The sequence below is a fragment of the Neisseria sp. HMSC069H12 genome (genome assembly GCF_001812735.1).
Classification (GTDB): Bacteria; Pseudomonadota; Gammaproteobacteria; order Burkholderiales; family Neisseriaceae; genus Neisseria; species Neisseria subflava.
In genome coordinates, this window is record NZ_KV810244.1 from 104,269 (window position 1) to 121,040 (window position 16,772).

16 protein-coding genes, 1 tRNA gene and 1 pseudogene are annotated in these 16,772 nt (G+C 50.0%); 9 read left to right on the forward strand and 9 right to left on the reverse strand.

Annotated features, from left to right (window positions below; all coding sequences use genetic code 11):
• Positions 1–28: 28 nt before the first annotated feature.
• Complete coding sequence (locus HMPREF2872_RS02190) at positions 29–541, reverse strand: hypothetical protein (RefSeq protein WP_283118965.1); 513 nt, start codon at positions 539–541, stop codon at positions 29–31.
• Positions 542–740: 199 nt separating this feature from the next.
• Between HMPREF2872_RS02190 and HMPREF2872_RS02200 the strand changes: the two genes are divergently transcribed.
• A tRNA-Ser gene (locus HMPREF2872_RS02200) sits at positions 741–833 on the forward strand.
• An 80-nt stretch (positions 834–913) separates the two neighbouring features.
• Positions 914–1,474, forward strand: a complete 561-nt coding sequence (locus HMPREF2872_RS02205; protein ID WP_070630876.1) for a pseudouridine synthase — start codon at positions 914–916, stop codon at positions 1,472–1,474.
• A gap of 55 nt (positions 1,475–1,529) precedes the next feature.
• On the opposite strand, the gene HMPREF2872_RS02210 is transcribed toward HMPREF2872_RS02205, so the two are convergent.
• The 4 genes from HMPREF2872_RS02210 to HMPREF2872_RS02225 all read right to left on the reverse strand — a co-directional run bounded on the left by HMPREF2872_RS02210 (position 1,530) and on the right by HMPREF2872_RS02225 (position 7,514).
• The gene (locus HMPREF2872_RS02210) at positions 1,530–2,336 is read right to left on the reverse strand and encodes a DUF4198 domain-containing protein (protein WP_070630878.1); all 807 of its coding nucleotides are present in this window, start codon (positions 2,334–2,336) and stop codon (positions 1,530–1,532) included.
• 152 nt (positions 2,337–2,488) lie between these two features.
• A complete protein-coding gene (radA, locus tag HMPREF2872_RS02215; RefSeq protein ID WP_070630880.1) occupies positions 2,489–3,865 on the reverse strand; it encodes a DNA repair protein RadA in 1,377 nt (458 codons plus the stop codon).
• A gap of 95 nt (positions 3,866–3,960) precedes the next feature.
• Positions 3,961–5,433: a S41 family peptidase gene (locus tag HMPREF2872_RS02220; RefSeq protein ID WP_063075383.1), complete on the reverse strand. Its 1,473-nt coding sequence runs from the start codon at positions 5,431–5,433 to the stop codon at positions 3,961–3,963.
• 215 nt (positions 5,434–5,648) lie between these two features.
• A complete protein-coding gene (locus HMPREF2872_RS02225) occupies positions 5,649–7,514 on the reverse strand; it encodes a murein hydrolase activator EnvC family protein (RefSeq protein ID WP_070630882.1) in 1,866 nt (621 codons plus the stop codon).
• A 173-nt stretch (positions 7,515–7,687) separates the two neighbouring features.
• Here HMPREF2872_RS02225 and HMPREF2872_RS02230 point away from each other — a divergent pair, with 173 nt between their 5' ends.
• The 7 genes and pseudogenes from HMPREF2872_RS02230 (at position 7,688) to HMPREF2872_RS02260 (ending at position 12,011) form a co-directional block, all read left to right on the forward strand.
• Entirely contained in the window at positions 7,688–8,233 is a 546-nt protein-coding gene (locus tag HMPREF2872_RS02230) for a CreA family protein (protein WP_070630884.1), read from the forward strand.
• Positions 8,234–8,260: 27 nt separating this feature from the next.
• Positions 8,261–8,809, forward strand: a complete 549-nt coding sequence (locus HMPREF2872_RS02235) for a YqgE/AlgH family protein (protein WP_070630885.1) — start codon at positions 8,261–8,263, stop codon at positions 8,807–8,809.
• Positions 8,802–9,257, forward strand: coding sequence for a Holliday junction resolvase RuvX (gene ruvX, locus HMPREF2872_RS02240; protein ID WP_070630887.1), 456 nt, complete (start codon positions 8,802–8,804; stop codon positions 9,255–9,257). The genes HMPREF2872_RS02235 and ruvX overlap by 8 nt, the downstream gene beginning before the upstream one ends.
• A 163-nt stretch (positions 9,258–9,420) precedes the next feature.
• A pseudogene (locus tag HMPREF2872_RS02245) lies at positions 9,421–9,843 on the forward strand (YidB family protein).
• A gap of 148 nt (positions 9,844–9,991) precedes the next feature.
• Positions 9,992–10,540, forward strand: a complete 549-nt coding sequence (locus tag HMPREF2872_RS02250; protein WP_003685141.1) for a carboxymuconolactone decarboxylase family protein — start codon at positions 9,992–9,994, stop codon at positions 10,538–10,540.
• A gap of 124 nt (positions 10,541–10,664) precedes the next feature.
• Entirely contained in the window at positions 10,665–11,756 is a 1,092-nt protein-coding gene (locus HMPREF2872_RS02255; RefSeq protein ID WP_070630888.1) for an acyl-CoA dehydrogenase family protein, read from the forward strand.
• Between the two features lie 84 nt (positions 11,757–11,840).
• The gene (locus tag HMPREF2872_RS02260; protein ID WP_003680460.1) at positions 11,841–12,011 is read left to right on the forward strand and encodes a rubredoxin; all 171 of its coding nucleotides are present in this window, start codon (positions 11,841–11,843) and stop codon (positions 12,009–12,011) included.
• A 47-nt stretch (positions 12,012–12,058) separates the two neighbouring features.
• Here the strand turns inward: HMPREF2872_RS02260 and dapC are convergent, their stop codons facing one another.
• The 4 genes from dapC to HMPREF2872_RS02280 form a co-directional block, all read right to left on the reverse strand.
• Positions 12,059–13,249 (reverse strand): succinyldiaminopimelate transaminase, encoded by a 1,191-nt coding sequence (dapC, locus tag HMPREF2872_RS02265; RefSeq protein ID WP_070630891.1) that lies wholly within the window; start codon positions 13,247–13,249, stop codon positions 12,059–12,061.
• A 123-nt stretch (positions 13,250–13,372) separates the two neighbouring features.
• Positions 13,373–14,545 (reverse strand): NAD(P)H-dependent flavin oxidoreductase, encoded by a 1,173-nt coding sequence (locus HMPREF2872_RS02270; RefSeq protein WP_070630894.1) that lies wholly within the window; start codon positions 14,543–14,545, stop codon positions 13,373–13,375.
• A gap of 341 nt (positions 14,546–14,886) precedes the next feature.
• Complete coding sequence (locus HMPREF2872_RS02275; RefSeq protein ID WP_070630897.1) at positions 14,887–15,567, reverse strand: YiaD family glycine zipper/OmpA-like lipoprotein; 681 nt, start codon at positions 15,565–15,567, stop codon at positions 14,887–14,889.
• A 142-nt stretch (positions 15,568–15,709) separates the two neighbouring features.
• Positions 15,710–16,660: a YoaK family protein gene (locus tag HMPREF2872_RS02280; protein WP_283118966.1), complete on the reverse strand. Its 951-nt coding sequence runs from the start codon at positions 16,658–16,660 to the stop codon at positions 15,710–15,712.
• Positions 16,661–16,772: the final 112 nt, after the last annotated feature.

Sequence of the window (16,772 nt, forward strand, 5' to 3'; positions counted from 1 at the left end):
TATTGAAGTCCGGCATTCTTGACATTGCTTAGTGGAAGCTGCCTTTCAAAACCACACGGCTGTTGAATGTAGCGATGTGGCATTCGTACTCGTTACCGCCTTTGGTTACTTTGTCAAAGTAGCTAACCAGGTGAACGGATTTGGCTTTTTTACGAAGTGCAGTGCTTTGGAAGCGTTTAACCGCGCTTAAGAATGCGCGTTGGCAGGTTTCATCAGGGGTTTTGCCGACTGAGTTGGAGATTTGACGGGAAGTCAAAGTCGCGCCGGACGTACTGCCGTAGTGAACGCGGATGCTAGGATCCAAAGCGGATTTGGCTTCGGCAGAGTTCAAAGCCACATCGACTTTACACATATAGATATCGTTTTGACCTTTGCCATTGACTTTATGGCCTTCACCCATGCTGCGGCAGGCAGAACCGGCTGCAGTTGTTTTTTCAGTAGAAGTTTGAGAGGAGGAAGTAGATGGTTGGGAATTGCCGGATTGTGAGCAGGCGGCAAGCATCAGGGCGGATACGGCAACCAAAGCAGAAAAACGTAACATACGAACTCCTTTGTAATAATGGGCGTAGAAAAAGTTTACAGAAAGCAGAATCATTTTAACATATATGAAAGAAGTATAAAAATAGGGTTATGCAAAAAAATATTATATTTTTATTTAAATGATTTCATGGTGTTAAGAAAGTTTGAGGCGGTAATGCTTGACGAAGGAAGGGAGAAAGCGTATATTGCGGTCTTCCTTAGGAGTAATGGCTGAGAGGCTGAAGGCACTTCCCTGCTAAGGAAGCATGTGGGGTCAACCTGCATCGAGGGTTCGAATCCCTCTTACTCCGCCAAATATGAAAGACACCGTTTATACGGTGTCTTTTTTATTATCCGGAATTTCTTGAAATCCAAGGCCGTCTGAAAGTGTGAAATGAACGATTTGATTATTCTAAACAAGCCTTATGGCGTGATTTGCCAGTTTTCTGCGCATGAAAAACATCAGTGCCTTAAGGATTTTGTCGAGAAACCGGGATTTTATCCGGCCGGACGTTTGGATACGGACAGCGAGGGTTTGCTGTTGCTGACCAATAATGGCCGTTTGCAGGCGCAGATTGCCGACCCGAAATTTAAGCAGGTCAAAACTTATTGGGCGCAGGTGGAGGGTTCTCCAGATGAAGCTAAATTGGATTTATTGCGCCGTGGCGTAGATTTGGGCGATTTTGTCACCCGTCCGGCAGAGGTCAGGGTATTGGAGGAGGGCGAAGTGGATGTTTTATGGCCGCGCGTGCCGCCGATTCGCGTGCGCAAATCCGTGCCTGATTTTTGGGTGGAAATCAAAATTTCGGAAGGGAAAAACCGTCAAGTGCGAAGGATGACGGCGAAAGCAGGCTTTCCATGTTTGCGCTTGGTCCGTGTGGCAATAGGCCGTCTGAATCTGTTTGATTTGAATTTGGAATTGGGACAATGGCAGTTTGCACCGCATCGTCCTTAAATAGAATGAATAAAGGCTGTCTGAAATATTTAGACGGCCTTTTGTCATGGAAGAATCAATGGTGTGAATGACCGATTTGGAAGGTCATGGTGGTGTAGTTCGCCTGTTTTTGGCACACGCTTTGATCGGGGAAATCAGCTTTGTGTTCTACGCTGGCTTTCCAGAAACCTTGGCGCAGGGGAATGATGCTGACTTCGCCTTTGTCATCGGTAGTATCAGAGAAGGCTTGGGCTTCGGTTTTATGGGTTTTGCTGCGGTCGCTGGTGTCGAAGCCGTCAAATGTAGCGGTAACGGTGGCGTTAGGCAGCGGCTCGCCATTGAAGAGGACGCGGACTTTGAAGCGTTCGCCGACGTGGACGTTGGCAGGGTTGTCCAAAGGTACGATTTCTAAATGTTGGCCGACTTGCTTGGTGATGATGGCGGTATCTGCGCTTTCATGACCGACATTGACGATGTTTTTACCGAACATACGGGTTTGCTCGCAATAGCTTGCATCAGGCATTTCTTTGATGCTTGCCTGTTTCCAGCCTGCGTTGTTTTTTGACCAGAAAGTCGGTTGGTATTCGGCGGTTACCAAGTAGCTGCCGTCTTTAACGGGCAATTTGCTGCGGTATTGGTAATTGTATGTGCCTTTTTGAATCATGTTTTCTTTGCCTTTTTCAGTCACCAGTTGCATGGGTTTGCTGAAAATGTGCAGGCGGTCTTTGGCGATCGGCTCAAGCTCTGGGAATTCGCCATAGCCCAATTCGGCTTCAAGGTATTCGCCGCCATGTGTGTGGACGGTTTCAACCCAAACGCGATGGGCGTGGGCGGCAGTGCTGAATAGGAAGGCGGATGCGATAAGCAAAGCGGTTTTTTTCATGATTTCTCTCCGATTTTCGATGTTTAGAAAAGATAGAATAAAATATTTCGTTATAATATAACAGAATTATTTAAATTTAAAGAGAGGCCGTCTGAAAGTTTTCAGACGGCCTCTTAGCTGATTGTTTTTTTGAATTAGATTATCGAAACGGTTTAGTCCCCATCACGACAAACATCAATCGCTTCCTGCAAACTGCTGACGCCGTATATTTTCAGGTTTGGAAATTCTTTGGCATTGCGCGGCATATTGGCTTTGGGAACGATGGCGCGTTTGAAGCCGAGTTTTTCCGCTTCTTTGAGCCGCTCTTGTCCGCGTGCAACAGGACGGACTTCGCCACTTAAGCCGATTTCGCCGAAAACCACGGTTTTTTCAGGCATGGGGCGGTTGCGGAAGCTGGAGAGCATGGCAAGGATGACGGCGAGGTCGGCGGCGGGTTCGCCGATTTTGACGCCGCCGACGGCGTTGAGGAACACGTCTTGGTCGAAGCAGGCGATACCGCCGTGGCGGTTGAGGACGGCGAGCAGCATGGCGAGGCGGTTTTGTTCGAGACCGACGGTGAGGCGTTTGGGGGTGAAGCCGTGTGCGTCATCGACCAATGCCTGAATTTCGACTAAAAGCGGGCGGCTGCCTTCCTGCGTGACCAAAACACACGAACCGGGCGTGTCGTCGCGGTAGCTGGCGAGGAAGATGGCGGACGGGTTGGACACGCCTTTCAAACCGTTTTCGGTCATGGCGAACACGCCCAGTTCGTTTGCCGCGCCGAAGCGGTTTTTGATGGCGCGTATCATGCGGTAGTTGGAATGCTGGTCGCCCTCGAAATACAGTACGGTATCGACCATATGCTCCAGCACGCGCGGGCCGGCAATCGCCCCGTCTTTGGTAACGTGTCCGACCAGTATCATGGCGATGCCCATCTGTTTCGCCATACGCGTCAGTTGGGCGGCACATTCGCGCACCTGTGATACTGAGCCAGGGGCGGAAGTGATTTGGTCGGAATACATGGTTTGGATGGAGTCGATGACCACGACTTCGGGCTGATGCTGTTTTAAGGCCGTCTGAATCGCTTCCATACGGATTTCGGCAAGCAGGTTCACGCCTTCGGTGGGCAGTTCCAAACGTTGCGCGCGCAGGGCGACTTGTTGAGCGGATTCCTCGCCGGAAACGTACAGCACTTTGCGGCTTTGCGCCATTTTGGCGATGGTTTGCAACAGCAGTGTGGATTTGCCGATGCCGGGGTCGCCGCCAAGCAGGATGACCGCACCGTCTACTAAACCGCCGCCCAATACGCGGTCAAGCTCGCTCATGCCGGTCGGATTGCGAGGCACTTCTGTGGCAGTAACGGCGGAGAGTGATTGGACGGTCGAAGTGTCCGCCGCCCAAGATTGGAAACGGGCGTTTTTAGGCTCGGGCGCGGCAAGGCTTTCCTGAAGCGTGTTCCACTCGCCGCAATGCGGGCATTTGCCTTGCCATTTCGGGGAAGTGCCGCCGCATTCGGAACATTGGTAGATGGTTTTGGGGGCTTTTGCCATGATGTTTTCCCTGTGGAATATTTGATGTGTGAAAAGGTCGTCTGAAAACAATCATATCGTTTTCAGACGACCTTTTTTATTGAGAGATAACAGGTTTATTTTTTACTGTCTTTGTCCGCATCTTTTTTCGGCGCAGGTTTTTTCGCTGCCAAACCTAAAGATTTTTGCCATTCGGCTGGGTTTTTCACCAAGTCCAGGGCTTTACGGAGTTGATCGTCTTTGGCCGGATTTGGAATGCGGCGGCTGGAGATGTCTTCGTCTTTGTCTTTTTTGGACTTGTCTTTATCGGCTTTGGTTTCGGCGTCGGCAGGCGTTTCAGTACTGCTGTTGACGTCTTGGCCGCCCAACGGATTGCCGATATGGCCGACCAAATCGGCTTCGCGGCTTTCAAAGGCGCGGTCTTTGTCTTTGACTTCAACGTCAGGAACAATGCCTTGCGCTTGAATCGAGCGGTCGTTTGGCGTGTAGTAAAGGGCGGTGGTCAGTTTGACTGCGCTGCCGCCGGAAAGCGGAATCAGGGTTTGTACTGAGCCTTTGCCGAAACTTTGTGTGCCGACGACGACGGCGCGTTTGTGGTCTTGCAATGCGCCGGCAACGATTTCGGAAGCGGAGGCAGAGCCTGCGTTAATCAGGACGGTCATAGGAATGGTTTTCAGCTCGGCAGGCAATCCGGCCAACGGGTCTTTGCCGCTGGTGGTGATATAGTCTTCGGCAGTTGCTTTGAGAACCATGCCTTCTTTTTTGTTGCGGCCTTTAGTGCTGACAACGGTGACGTCAGGTTGTAAGAAGGCTGCGGATACGCCGACTGCGCCATTGAGCAGGCCGCCCGGGTCGTCGCGCAAGTCGAGGATGATGCCTTTGAGCGGACCTTTGTTTTCTTTGACAAGAGCTTGTGCGGCTTCATTCAGCGCGGCAACGGTGCGTTCTTGGAATTGGGAGACGCGGATGTAGCCGTAGTCTTTTTCAAGCAGGTGATGGCGTACGCTTTTGACTTTGATGATGGCGCGGGTCAGGTTGACGACGATGGGTTTGTCGGCATTTTTGCGTGAAAGGGTCAGGGTGATTTTGGTACCCGGTTTGCCGCGCATTTTTTTGACGGCTTCGCTGACGGTCAGGCCGCGTGTAGAGGTATTGTCGATTTTGACGATGAAGTCGCCACTTTTCACGCCGGCGCGTTCTGCCGGAGTGTCTTCAATCGGGGCAACGACTTTGACAAAGCCATCTTCTTGTCCGATTTCCATGCCCAAGCCGCCGAATTCGCCGCTGGTGGACTCTTTCATTTCGGCATAGCCTTTTTTGTCCATATACTCGGAATGCGGATCGAGGTCGGACACCATGCCTTTCATTGCACCTTCAAAGAGCTCGGCGTCTGGTTTGTCTTGGTAATAGTTGGCTTTGATTTGGCCGTACACTTCTGCCATGGTGCGGATGGTTTGCACGGGCAGGGCCTCGTTGTCTTTTTTGTCTTTTTCGGCGGCAAAACTTTGTACACTCAGACTGAGGGCGATGCCGCTAAATGCGCCGAGAGTGTAGATTGCAACTTTTTTCAAAGTGGATTTTGTTGACATTCGTTTGACTTTCTTTTTGTGTACGGTAAGCAAAGTGGTTTTTGTTTTCTCTCAACCCGTTGACTTTATGTGATTTAAACGCTTGGAACAATAAGTTTAAGGTAAAAGTTTGTTGTTTAATGTGCTGAACAGGCGTGAAAATCGTGTTTTATTGTAGTTTATGATGAAAATTCAGGCGGCCTGAAGGGGAAAGCCCACTCAGGCCGTCTGAAACATCAGTTAATCCATGAAAGCGGATTCATGACTTGTCCGTTGTAGCGGACTTCAAGGTAAAGGCCGGTTTCGCCCGACGGCAAAGTACCGCTGGTGCCAATCTTGCTGCCGGCATTGACGGCGTAGTTTTGGGCGGTGTCGATTTCGTTCAGGCCGGAGTAAATGCTGACATAGCCGTCGCCGTGGTCGAGGACGACTACTTTGCCGTAGCCTTCAAGTTCGCCGGCAAAAGTGACTGTACCGGAAGCAATGCTGCTGACCGGAGCAGGAACGGTATTGTAGAACACGCCTTTCCAAACTTCACCATCGCCACGGTCTTGACCGAACAGGCCTGCCAGTGTGCCGCTGACCGGTTTTTTCAGACGGCCTTGCATACGGCTGAAGCTGTTGGCGTTGCTGACGGTAAAGCCTTGGGTGTTCGGGGCTTGCAGTTTCATGTCTTCGTCAGTCAGCGTGGACATGGCGGCGCGTTCGGCTTCGGCTTTTTGTTGGGCGGCAGCCTGCTCTTTGCGGGCTTTTTCGGCAGCGGCCAAGCGGGCTTCGGCGGCTTTTTTACGCGCTTCAGCCTCGGCTTTGCGTTGCTCGGCTTTGCGTTTTTCCAAATCTTTCAAGAGATTGTTGAGGCGTTGCTCGTTTTCTCTGTGGTTGATTTTCTTTTGCGCTTCTTTGGCCATTTGCGCGTTTTGACGGCGGCTTTCAGCTTGTTCGGCAGTATTGGTTACGCCTTGTTGACGCAACGAAGCTTGAATATTGGCTTGCAGTTTTTTCAGGTAAGCCAATTCATTGTTGATTTTTTGCTCTTGCGCTGCCAGCTCTTTCTGTTGTTTTTCCAAGTCTCTCATGACTTGGTCGTTGGCGTTGTTAATATAACGCGTGTAACGCAGGAAGCGGGTCTTTTGACCGGCATCGGCGTTTTTCAGGAAGAGGGCGACCGCGTTGGGCTGGCTGTTTTTATAGTTGCCGGACACAAAGCGCGAAATTTGGGCGCGCGTGTTGGAAACTTCGGCTTTCAACTGGTTGGCATCGGCATTGAGCTTTTGGAATTTTTCCCATGCGTCGCGTTGTTTGCGGTTGATGCCGGAGAGGTTGTTGCGTGTTTGTTGCAGCTGTTTGAGCGTGGCATTGACATGAATAATGAAACCGTCGTTGCGTTTGGCAAGGGATTTTTTGGTTTCCATATCGTTGGCGGCGGCAGTTACGGCTGCTTTGAACTCGTTGTCGGCTGAAGAAGTGGCTTTATGCTCAACTTTAGGCTCGGCTTTTTTGTTTTGCTCTTTGGTTTTTATGTCTTTTTTAGCGTCTTTTTTGTCTTCAACAGCTTTTTTTGCAGGCTCTTTGGCTTCTTTAGCGTCGGCCTTTTTGTCTTCGGTTACGGGTTCTTTGGTTTTTTTGCCGTCTTTTTTATCATCGGCCGCTTTTTTAGCAGGCTCTTTGGCTTTGCTGTCTTTTTTATCTTCAACAGGTTTCTTGTCTTGTTCTTTGGCTTTGCCGGATTTTGCGGCTGCGGCTTTTTTGTCTTTTGCCGTTTCTTTAGGCTCTTCGGCTTTGCGGTTGGCCTTTTTATTGTCGGCAGCTGCTTCGGCGGATTTAGCCGTTTTGTTTTTGGCTGAAGCGCGTTCGTTTTTGTCGGCGGTTTCCTTCTCTTTGGAGGCTTTGGCTTTAACCGCTTTTTTGTCTTCCTCTTTTTCTTTTACTGCTTGTTTTTTTGAGGTTTCTTTTTTGACATCTGCCTTGGCGGCTTCTTTCTCTTTTTTCACGGGCGCAGCCTTTTTGACGGTGGCCGCTTTTTCTTTCGGCGCGTCTTTGGCAGCATAGGTTGGCAGGGAGAAACTGAGCAACAGGGCGAGAATGAGGGGTTTGTAACGCATGGTTCGATCTTGCTATCAAAGTAGGAACAATAGGACGGATTATACTGTCTGTTAGGCCGTCTGAAAATAATATCGGGTTGCAATATGGACGAACGGTCTTATATAGTAACGATAGAGTGGGCGGACAGGGTTTAGTCTGCCTGGAAACTGACAGTCTGCATCGACAGGATATTATGAAAAAATATTTATTAGTAGTGTTGAGTGCCATGGTTTTGGCGGCTTGCGGTAACGATACCGATAAAATCGGACGCGCCAGTACGGTGTTTCATATGCTGGGTAAAAACGACCGTATTGAAGTGGAAGGTTTTGACGATCCTGATGTGCAGGGGGTTGCCTGTTATATTTCGTACGCGAAAAAAGGCGGTTTGAAAGAAACGGTCAATTTGGAAGAGGATGCCAGCGACGCATCGGTTTCCTGCGTGCAAAGTGCGGAAGTCATCCGTTATAACGAGTCTGCGGTTTTGAAACCGCGGCAAGTGTTCAAACGCAGCGCCAGCATAGCATTTAAGAGCCAGCAGATTATCCGCTATTACGACCCGAAACGTAAGTCTTTCGCTTATTTGGTGTACAGCGATAAAATCGTTCAAGGCTCTCCGAAAAACTCTTTGAGCGCGGTATCGTGTTTTGCCCATGCGAAAACCGATACGCCGGTACCGGCAGGCGGTGCGGTTTACGGTGCGTGCGTGGTGGACGCGCCGGTTGCCGACGGACAAAAATAATAAAATCAGCTTATAGATTAAAAGAATATGAATTTAGCCAACCATTTCCTGATTGCCATGCCTCATATGGACGATCCGTTTTTTACGGATACGGTCATTTATGTGTGCGAACACGATGAAGAAGGTGCGCTGGGCATCATCATCAACAAACCTTCGCCGATTACCATGGACATGATTTTCGCCGCCGCAGATCGCAATATCCCGTTGCGCCTGCAACATGAAAACGTGATGATGGGCGGGCCGGTTCAGATTGAGCGCGGCTATGTCGTGCATACGCCGATCGGCCGCTGGCAAAACAGCATGGTGGTAACCGATAACGTCGCGCTGACTTCTTCGCGCGATGTGATTGAAAACTTGTCTAAAGAAGGTGCGGTTGATAAGGCTTTGATCAGCATTGGTTATTCAAAATGGAGTAAAGGGCAGTTGGAACGCGAGCTGGCAGAAAATGTTTGGCTGACCGTCCCTGCGGACGAGCATATTCTGTTTGATGTGCCTTACGAACTCCGTTATGCCGCCGCTTTTGAAAAATTGGGCGTCAATCCGAATGCCTTGGTTTCAGGAGTCGGCCATGCCTGATGCACCAAAAGGCACGGTTTTGGCCTTTGACTTCGGCGAGGCGCGTATCGGCGTGGCGCAGGGCGATACCGAGTTGGGCATGACTCATCCGCTGGCGACGGTAACCGGCAACAGCAATGATGAGAAATTTGAGGCCATTGCCAAGCTGGTCAAAGAATGGCAACCCAAGTATTTTGTGGTCGGCCTGCCGACGCATACCGACGGGATGGAGCATGAGCTGACCCGTTTGAGCCGTAAGTTTGGCCGCCGGTTGCACGGACGTTTTAATATGCCGGTTTATTGGGTGGATGAAAGGATGTCTTCCCTATACGCGGAAAGCCTGCTTGCTGAAGCTCAAGTATTTGGCCGAAAACAAAAATCCGTACTTGACCAAGTAGCGGCGCAGGCGATTTTGCAAGGGTTTTTTGAAGGTGGCGCGGCCGAGTATTTCAATGGCCGCGAAGAATAGCATTATTCATTATAAAGGCCGTCTGAAACCGGGTTTCAGACGGCCTTTGTTTTATTACGGCTTTGGGATAAAAGAAGTTTAGTTTGGTTAAGCCTGATTTTTTTCAGTGCAAATTTTGCTACACTCCATTTTCTTTTTTAGACACAAATACAAGGAAAAAGTCATGGCACTCATGGAGAATCTTTTGAATGCGGCTACTCAAATGTTGGGTGGCAACAGCGAAAACGGCGCACAAGGTTCTCTGACCGATATGGCGATGGATTTGGTGAAACAACAAGGCGGCGTGGGCAACCTGATCAACCAACTGCAACAAGGCGGTTTGGGCGATACCCTGAGCAGCTGGGTTTCCAACCAATCCAGCAACCTGCCTGTGTCCGGTAGCGACCTGCAAAATGCTTTGGGCAGCGATACGGTAAACCAAATCGCGCAAAAATTCGGCGTGGATGCCGGTCAAGCAGGCGATTTGTTGGCAAAAGTATTGCCTGACTTGGTCGATAAAGCCACGCCTAACGGCACGGCTTAAGATGCGGATGGTTTCGGCTTGGACGACATCGCTTCTATGCTGCTGAAAAACTTTATGAAATAATGAGTTGAATCATTTGATAAGGCCGTCTGAATCCGTTCAGACGGCCTTATAACTTTTGGTTCACGGTAAATAACCAATAAGTCTTTTTCTGATGGAGGCGGATAGCTTATCATGCCCACTTCGTTTTATTACAAAAAAGGTCATAAAGATGTCACGTTTAACCATACACACAGTCGAAACCGCTCCTGAAGCTGCTAAACCACGCATTGAAGCCGTATTGAAAAACAACGGCTTTATTCCTAACCTGATCGGCGTTTTGGCCAATGCGCCTGAAGCTTTGGCGTTTTATCAAGAAGTTGGCAAGCTGAATGCGGCCAACAGCCTGACTGACGGCGAAGTTGAAGTTGTCCAAATCATTGCCGCCCGTACCAACGAATGCGGTTTCTGCGTTGCCGGCCACACCAAACTGGCTACCCTGAAAAAACTGCTGTCCGAACAATCCATCAAAGCCGCACGCGCATTGGCTGCAGGCGAGTTTGACGATGCCAAACTGGGTGCTTTGGCGACATTCACCCAAGCCGTTATGGCGAAAAAAGGCGCGGTATCCGACGACGAGCTGAAAGCTTTCTTCGATGCAGGCTACAACCAACAGCAAGCCGTTGAAGTCGTCATGGGTGTTGCTTTGGCAACCTTGTGCAACTACGTCAACAACCTTGCCAAAACTGAAATCAACCCTGAATTGCAGGCATTTGCCTAATTTCATCAAAGGCCGTCTGAAAATTCAGACGGCCTTTTAGTAAAAAGCAAGGATATCCTTGTTGCTAAGAATAATTCATGAGTAGAACCATCTACGCTTCAAACCTTATTCAGAGGAAAAAATCATGACACGCGAAGCTTTACTGAACAATGTTGCCGCACTCGTTAAAAGCAAGCTGAAACCATTGGTGGACGACATCGACCGCAAAGGCCTGTACCCGAAAGAATTTATGCTGGAATTGGGCAAAATCGGCGGTTTTGCCGCGACCGGTACGGTTGAAGAAGGCGGCAACGGTTTGGGTTTGGCAACGCAAATCGCCGTATTGCGCGAAATCGGTAAAGAATGCGGCGCCACTTCGTTCAGCGCATGGTGTCAGGCGGCTTGCGCATGGTATCTGCACCAATCGCCCAATCAAGCGGTTAAAGACAAATATCTTGCCAATATTCTGCAGGGTAAAGTTTTGGCCGGTACGGGCATGTCCAATACCGTCAAACACCTTGCCGGCATTGAAAAACACAACCTGCAAGCCGAGCGCGTCGAGGGCGGCTACAAAGTCAACGGCTCTTTGCCTTGGGTATCCAATATCGGCGAAGACCATATTTGGGCGAATACCGCCCAAGTCGGCGACAGCTATGTGATGTTTATTACCGGCGGCCAGTGGGAAGGCGTGACCCTGCAAGATTGCCCTGAATTCTGCGGTTTGGAAGGCACGCGCACTTACAGCCTGAATTTTAAAGATGTGTTTATTCCCGATGAAGATGTGATTGCTTCGCCTGAGCAGTTCCAGTCTTATATCCCGACCATTAAAGCCGGTTTCATCTTGCTGCAAATGGGTATCGGCGCCGGTGTGATTGACGGTGCGCTCGGCATTATCCGCATGGCCAATGTAGTGAACGCTGAAGTGAACGCTTACCTCAACCACAGCTACGATGATTTGAAAGCCGCGTTGGACGGCGTATGGGCGAAAACCGAACGCCTTGCCGATAATGCATGGAACAATAAACCTGATACGCTGGCAACTTTGAAACTACGTGAAGCCGCTGCTGTATTGGCACTGAGCGCCACTCAATCTGCCGCATTGCATGCAGGCGCGAAAGGTTATCTGATGCGCAGTCCGGCGCAACGCCGCGTCCGCGAGGCCATGTTCGTCGCCATCGTAACACCGGCCATCAAACACCTGCGTAAAGAAATCGCCGCTTTGGAAGCAGCGCAATAAATTCAAAATATCAACAATAAAACACACGAAAGGCCGTCTGAAAATACGGTTTCAGACGGCCTTTTAAAATAGAAGGAACACACAATGGCTCAATATATGTGCGGCCCTTGCGGCTGGATTTACGACGAAGACCTCGGCGATCCAGAGCACGGCCTGCCTGCCGGAACCAAGTTTGAGGATATTCCCGACGACTGGAAATGCCCTGAGTGCGGCGTAGGTAAAGAAGATTTTTATCTGTTGGATTTCGTGATATAACTTGGTTGATTTAAAAAGGCCGTCTGAAATTTCAGACGGCCTTTGTTTTATCGGCGGTATAAAGCAACCATGGTTTCAGCCGCTTTGACGCAGCTTTCCACATCGGCAACCAGAGCGATGCGGACGTAGCCTTCGCCCGGATTGCCTTGTTTGGTATTGCGGGCGAGGAAGCGGCCGGGCAACACTTGGATAGCGGCTTTTTGCCACAGGTTGCGCGTAAATGCCAAGTCGTCGCCATCGGGAACTTTCAGCCAAATGTAGAACGACGCGTCAGGCAGTTTGACATCGAATGCCTGTTGCAAAATAGGGATAACGCGGTCGAATTTTTCTTGGTAGAGGCGGCGGTTGTCAATGACGTGTTCTTCATCGTTCCAAGCGGCAATACTGGCGCGTTGGACGGGAATGCTCATCGCGCTGCCGTGGTAGGTGCGGTAGAGCAGGAAGTTTTTGAGCAACTCGGCATCACCTGCGACAAAGCCGGAACGCAAACCGGGGACATTGGAGCGTTTGGACAGGCTGGTAAACATAATAATGTTGCGTGTGCCGCGTCCTAATTGCGCCGCAGCCTGCAGGCCGCCGATTGGTTTGTTGCCGTCAAAATAGATTTCGGAATAGCATTCGTCAGAGGCAATAACAAAGCCGTATTTGTCTTGCAAATCAAAAATTTCTTTCCAGTCTTCTAATTGCAGGACGCTGCCGCTCGGGTTGTTTGGCGAGCAGACGATCAGGACTTTGGTGCGTTGCCATACGTCTTCGGGCAGGCTGCTCCAATCGGGATTGAAGCTGGGCGCAGGACAGTTGGCAAAATGGATTTCGCCGCCGCCCAAAATAGTCGCGCCTTCGTAAATTTGATAGAAAGGATTAGGGCTGATAACGACCGGTTTGGGGCCGTCTGAAGCCGGATTTAAAACGGTTTGGATAAAAGAGAACAAAGCTTCCCGGCTGCCCAATACCGGTAGGATTTCATTGTCGGGATTGAGGCTCAAACCATCATAACGGCGGGCAACCCATTCGGCGCAGGCTTGGCGCAGTTCGGACAGGCCTGCGGTCAGCGGATATTTTTCCAGTTCGTGCAGGGAGGCGGTCAGCGCGTCGGTGATGACTTTGGGCGTCGGATGTTTCGGCTCGCCGATTTGCAGATGAATGGGCGTTACGCCTTCGGGTGCATCAATGCCTTGCATGGCTTCACGCAGGCGGGCGAAAGGATAGGGTTTGAGATGGTTCAATAATGGGTTCATGATGTTTCAGCCGGATAAATTCAGGCAACAATCTTAGCATTTTTTAGATGGATTGGGACAAAAAGGCCGTCTGAAAACAGGGTTTAAATGTTTTTTCAGACGGCCTTTTAAATATTGATGCGTTTATTTGGCAGAGACAACGGGCAGGGAACCGTTCAAGAGATAATGAATGGTTTCTTGAACCGTGCGGATGGCGTTGCCAAACGGCAGTGGGTCTTTGCCGCGGAAAAACAGGCCTTTATCGACTTCGCCGCGGAATGCTGCGGAAAGTTGGATGTCGATACAGAATTGACCGGCTTTGGCCAAACCGTCGCGCAAGCCGCAGCTGGTCAGGCAGTTCAGGCCTTGGGTGCAACGGCGCGGATCGTTTTTGGCATTGGCTTGCAATTTGGCTTCACGTTTGATGTAGCTGTCGAGGAATTTGGTGCGCACGCCGCGAGCAGGCAAACCAGCAACAGACATGAATTCAACCACTTGTTCGGTTTCCGCACCGGTCAGCGTTTTCTTGAAGTTGATGTGGGCATCGCCTTCTTCGGTCACGGCAAACGCGGTACCGATTTGAACAGCGGATGCGCCCCAGTTTTTCAAGGCTGTTTTGACTTTTTCAAAGTTTGCCATGCCGCCGGCGAGTACCAACGGGATTTTTTCGCTTTCCAAGCCTAAGTTTTTGAATACTTCAAATGTTTCTTCAATAACGCGTTTGAACTCGAATTTGGCATCGTTCACGCCGTCAACGGTTGCCGCGCCCAAGTGGCCGGCTGCGTGGGCAGGGTGTTCGATAACGATGGCATCGGGCAAGATGCCTTTTTTCATCCAACGTTTCAAAACGATGTTGATACCGCGTGATTCGGACAAAATAGGGAAAAGGGCGACATCTTTGTGGTAGCCCTCGGCCATTTCCGGCAAGTCCAAAGGCAAACCTGCGCCCATCACAATCGCGTCAGCACCGGATTCGCACGCCTGACGGACGTAGGCGGCATGGTCTTTGACGGCTTTCATGACGTTGACGGCAATCATGCCTTTGCCTTCTGAATCGGCTTTGGCTTTTTTGATTTCACGGTCAAGCGCGATGCAGTTGAGGCGGGTGTATTTTTCTTCGCTGGAGTCGATTTTTGATTCGGCCAGCAAATCTTCGTGCAAGTGGCGCAAATCGACGCTGGCAATCGTACCTACGCCGTTTTCGCGCGCAACCGCGCTGGAGAGTTTTGATGCGGAAACGCCTACACCCATACCGCCTTGTACGACGGGGATCAGTGATTTGCCACGGATAATCAATGGGTCAAAGTTGTTTTGCATGAATGCTCCTTCATAGATTCTGGATGGCGCCGTCTGAAATCCTATGAAATGGATTGGATAACGGACTGATGTGTATATAAATAAGTGTGTTTTTCGCCGCCGTTTTTCAGACGGTATGGGGCGTGTTTTTAAAATTTTAGGAATTATACTCTAAGTTAGTGTAAAAATTAGAGTATTAATACAGTTTTTTTGAAGGAAAAATTGAAAAGTCTTGTTAATAAAAGAATAAATTTTATGGTGGATTGAATTGAGGAGAAGAAATTGCAAACAAAATCTACAAAGAAAAAAGGCCGTCTGAAATTTCAGACGGCCTTAATTATGGGAATCAGACAGATGTCGGATTACATTTGTTTTTTAGCAGCGTCAATGGCGCGTTGGTCGGGGTTGATCAAGATTTCAACGCGGCGGTTTTGTGCGCGGCCTTCAACAGTAGCGTTGGAGGCGATGGGTTGACGGGAGCCGTAACCGAAAGTGCTCAAACGGGTGCTGCTTACGCCACGGGATTGCAGGAAGATGGCAACAGATTCGGCGCGGTTGCGAGACAATGGCTCGTTGATGGCGTCGTTACCGGTATTGTCGGTGTGGCCGTTGATGGTCAAAGTGGTGTCAGGATATTGAACCAAAGTTTGCGCGGCGGCAGACAAGGCGCTTTGAGCATGGCCGCTCAGGGCAGCGCTGCCGGTAGCGAAGGTTACGTTTTCAGGCATAACCAGTTTGATTTGGTTGCCTTGACGTTCAACTTCGATGTTGGTGTTGGCCAGGCTTTGACGCAGTTTTTTCTCTTGGTAGTCCATGTAACCGCCGATACCGGCACCTACTGCACCACAAGCCAATGCGGAGTTGCGCGCGCCTTTACCGCCGTGGGTCAGCGCACCAACGATGCCGCAAACAGCCGCACCGCCCAAACCATACATAGCGGTTTTGCTGGCGGATTGTTGACCGGTAGCAGGATCGGCCACACAGCCGGTGAGTGCCAAAGGAATTGCAGTAGCAATAACGGTCAGGGGTTTCAAGAATTTCATGTCGTATCCTCTTTTTAGATGACGGCACGGGCCGTCTGAAAAAAATGAATAAAAACCGCGTGGGTCATTACGAATTAATGATATCGAATATCCGAAACGCAAAAGAATGGGTTTAACCCGATATTACGCAAATATTTGCCAGTTAACATAATACTGAAACATTTCTGCATTTTTCTGACAGTTTGGCCGTTTTGTAGTCAGATGAAAAGTAAGTTTCTTTAGGATTTCTTCCGTTTTTCTTTTTACGGCGATACCAGCTGACAAATGCCCATTTTAGTCTGACTTTGACATCGTATCCCACCGAGCCTGCGCCCAGTATGAACAAAACGGCGGAAACGGGCAGGGCGAAATGATGGCCGACCAAATGATAACCCCATGCGCCAACCACGCCGCCCAGCAAAAACGACAGCATCAAGCCGCTTAAAAGCCACATTTTCGGTTTGTTGACGCGGACGTGCGGCAGGCGCGGATGATGTTGTTTGGAGTAATAAAGCGCGCGTGAAATTTCAATGCCCAAGTCGGTCGCCGTACCGGTCATGTGGGTGGAGCGGATGGCTCCGCCGGAAAGAAGCGTGATAACCGTATTGTGCATGCCCATAATAAAACACAATAAAAACAATGCCAAAGACGGCATAATAAAATCAGAGCCGCCAAAATCCCATTCCATCGCGGCAATACCGAACCAACCGAATATCAACAGATAAACTGCTTCCAGCCACATGGAAAACCCAAAGCTGCCACGGAAACGCATCTGCTGCGTCCATAAAATCACCCAGCCCGAATGCGCGGCTCCGGCAACAAAACACAACACGCTGATTGTGGCAATAATGGCCACACTCCACTCTTGAAGATACAAAACATCTGCCAACAGCGACATTGAGCCGGTAACGTGGGAGGTATAACGTGAGAATGCGAAGTAACCGCCGGCATTAATCGCGCCGGCAAGAAAGGCCATGATGTAGCCCAGCCGTCTGAAACGGGCATCGGAAATATTGTGTTCGTGCAGGTACGGGCGGTCTGCCTGCCAAAACGGCGGCGTGTGTTGCCTATGGTGGCGCGGTCGGTAAGAGTGGGGCCGTTTGTCGTCGTTCATTGATTTGAGGATAGGGTCGAGCATTTATATTGGGTGTATTTTATATGCAACTGCCTGCTGCCAAGAACAAATAATATAAAGTGTAGGAAAACGTTGCGTTGTTTACACCACA

Coding starts and splice junctions, on each gene's coding strand:
- HMPREF2872_RS02210 (WP_070630878.1), bottom strand. CDS start 2,336: ATGAAAAAAACCGCTTTGCTTATCGCATCCGCCTTCCTATTCAGCACT.
- HMPREF2872_RS02260 (WP_003680460.1), top strand. CDS start 11,841: ATGGCTCAATATATGTGCGGCCCTTGCGGCTGGATTTACGACGAAGAC.
- HMPREF2872_RS02225 (WP_070630882.1), bottom strand. CDS start 7,514: ATGCGTTACAAACCCCTCATTCTCGCCCTGTTGCTCAGTTTCTCCCTG.
- HMPREF2872_RS02270 (WP_070630894.1), bottom strand. CDS start 14,545: ATGCAAAACAACTTTGACCCATTGATTATCCGTGGCAAATCACTGATC.
- HMPREF2872_RS02230 (WP_070630884.1), top strand. CDS start 7,688: ATGAAAAAATATTTATTAGTAGTGTTGAGTGCCATGGTTTTGGCGGCT.
- HMPREF2872_RS02250 (WP_003685141.1), top strand. CDS start 9,992: ATGTCACGTTTAACCATACACACAGTCGAAACCGCTCCTGAAGCTGCT.
- radA (WP_070630880.1), bottom strand. CDS start 3,865: ATGGCAAAAGCCCCCAAAACCATCTACCAATGTTCCGAATGCGGCGGC.
- HMPREF2872_RS02190 (WP_283118965.1), bottom strand. CDS start 541: ATGTTACGTTTTTCTGCTTTGGTTGCCGTATCCGCCCTGATGCTTGCC.
- ruvX (WP_070630887.1), top strand. CDS start 8,802: ATGCCTGATGCACCAAAAGGCACGGTTTTGGCCTTTGACTTCGGCGAG.
- HMPREF2872_RS02255 (WP_070630888.1), top strand. CDS start 10,665: ATGACACGCGAAGCTTTACTGAACAATGTTGCCGCACTCGTTAAAAGC.
- HMPREF2872_RS02205 (WP_070630876.1), top strand. CDS start 914: ATGAACGATTTGATTATTCTAAACAAGCCTTATGGCGTGATTTGCCAG.
- dapC (WP_070630891.1), bottom strand. CDS start 13,249: ATGAACCCATTATTGAACCATCTCAAACCCTATCCTTTCGCCCGCCTG.
- HMPREF2872_RS02220 (WP_063075383.1), bottom strand. CDS start 5,433: ATGTCAACAAAATCCACTTTGAAAAAAGTTGCAATCTACACTCTCGGC.
- HMPREF2872_RS02235 (WP_070630885.1), top strand. CDS start 8,261: ATGAATTTAGCCAACCATTTCCTGATTGCCATGCCTCATATGGACGAT.
- HMPREF2872_RS02280 (WP_283118966.1), bottom strand. CDS start 16,660: ATGAACGACGACAAACGGCCCCACTCTTACCGACCGCGCCACCATAGG.
- HMPREF2872_RS02275 (WP_070630897.1), bottom strand. CDS start 15,567: ATGAAATTCTTGAAACCCCTGACCGTTATTGCTACTGCAATTCCTTTG.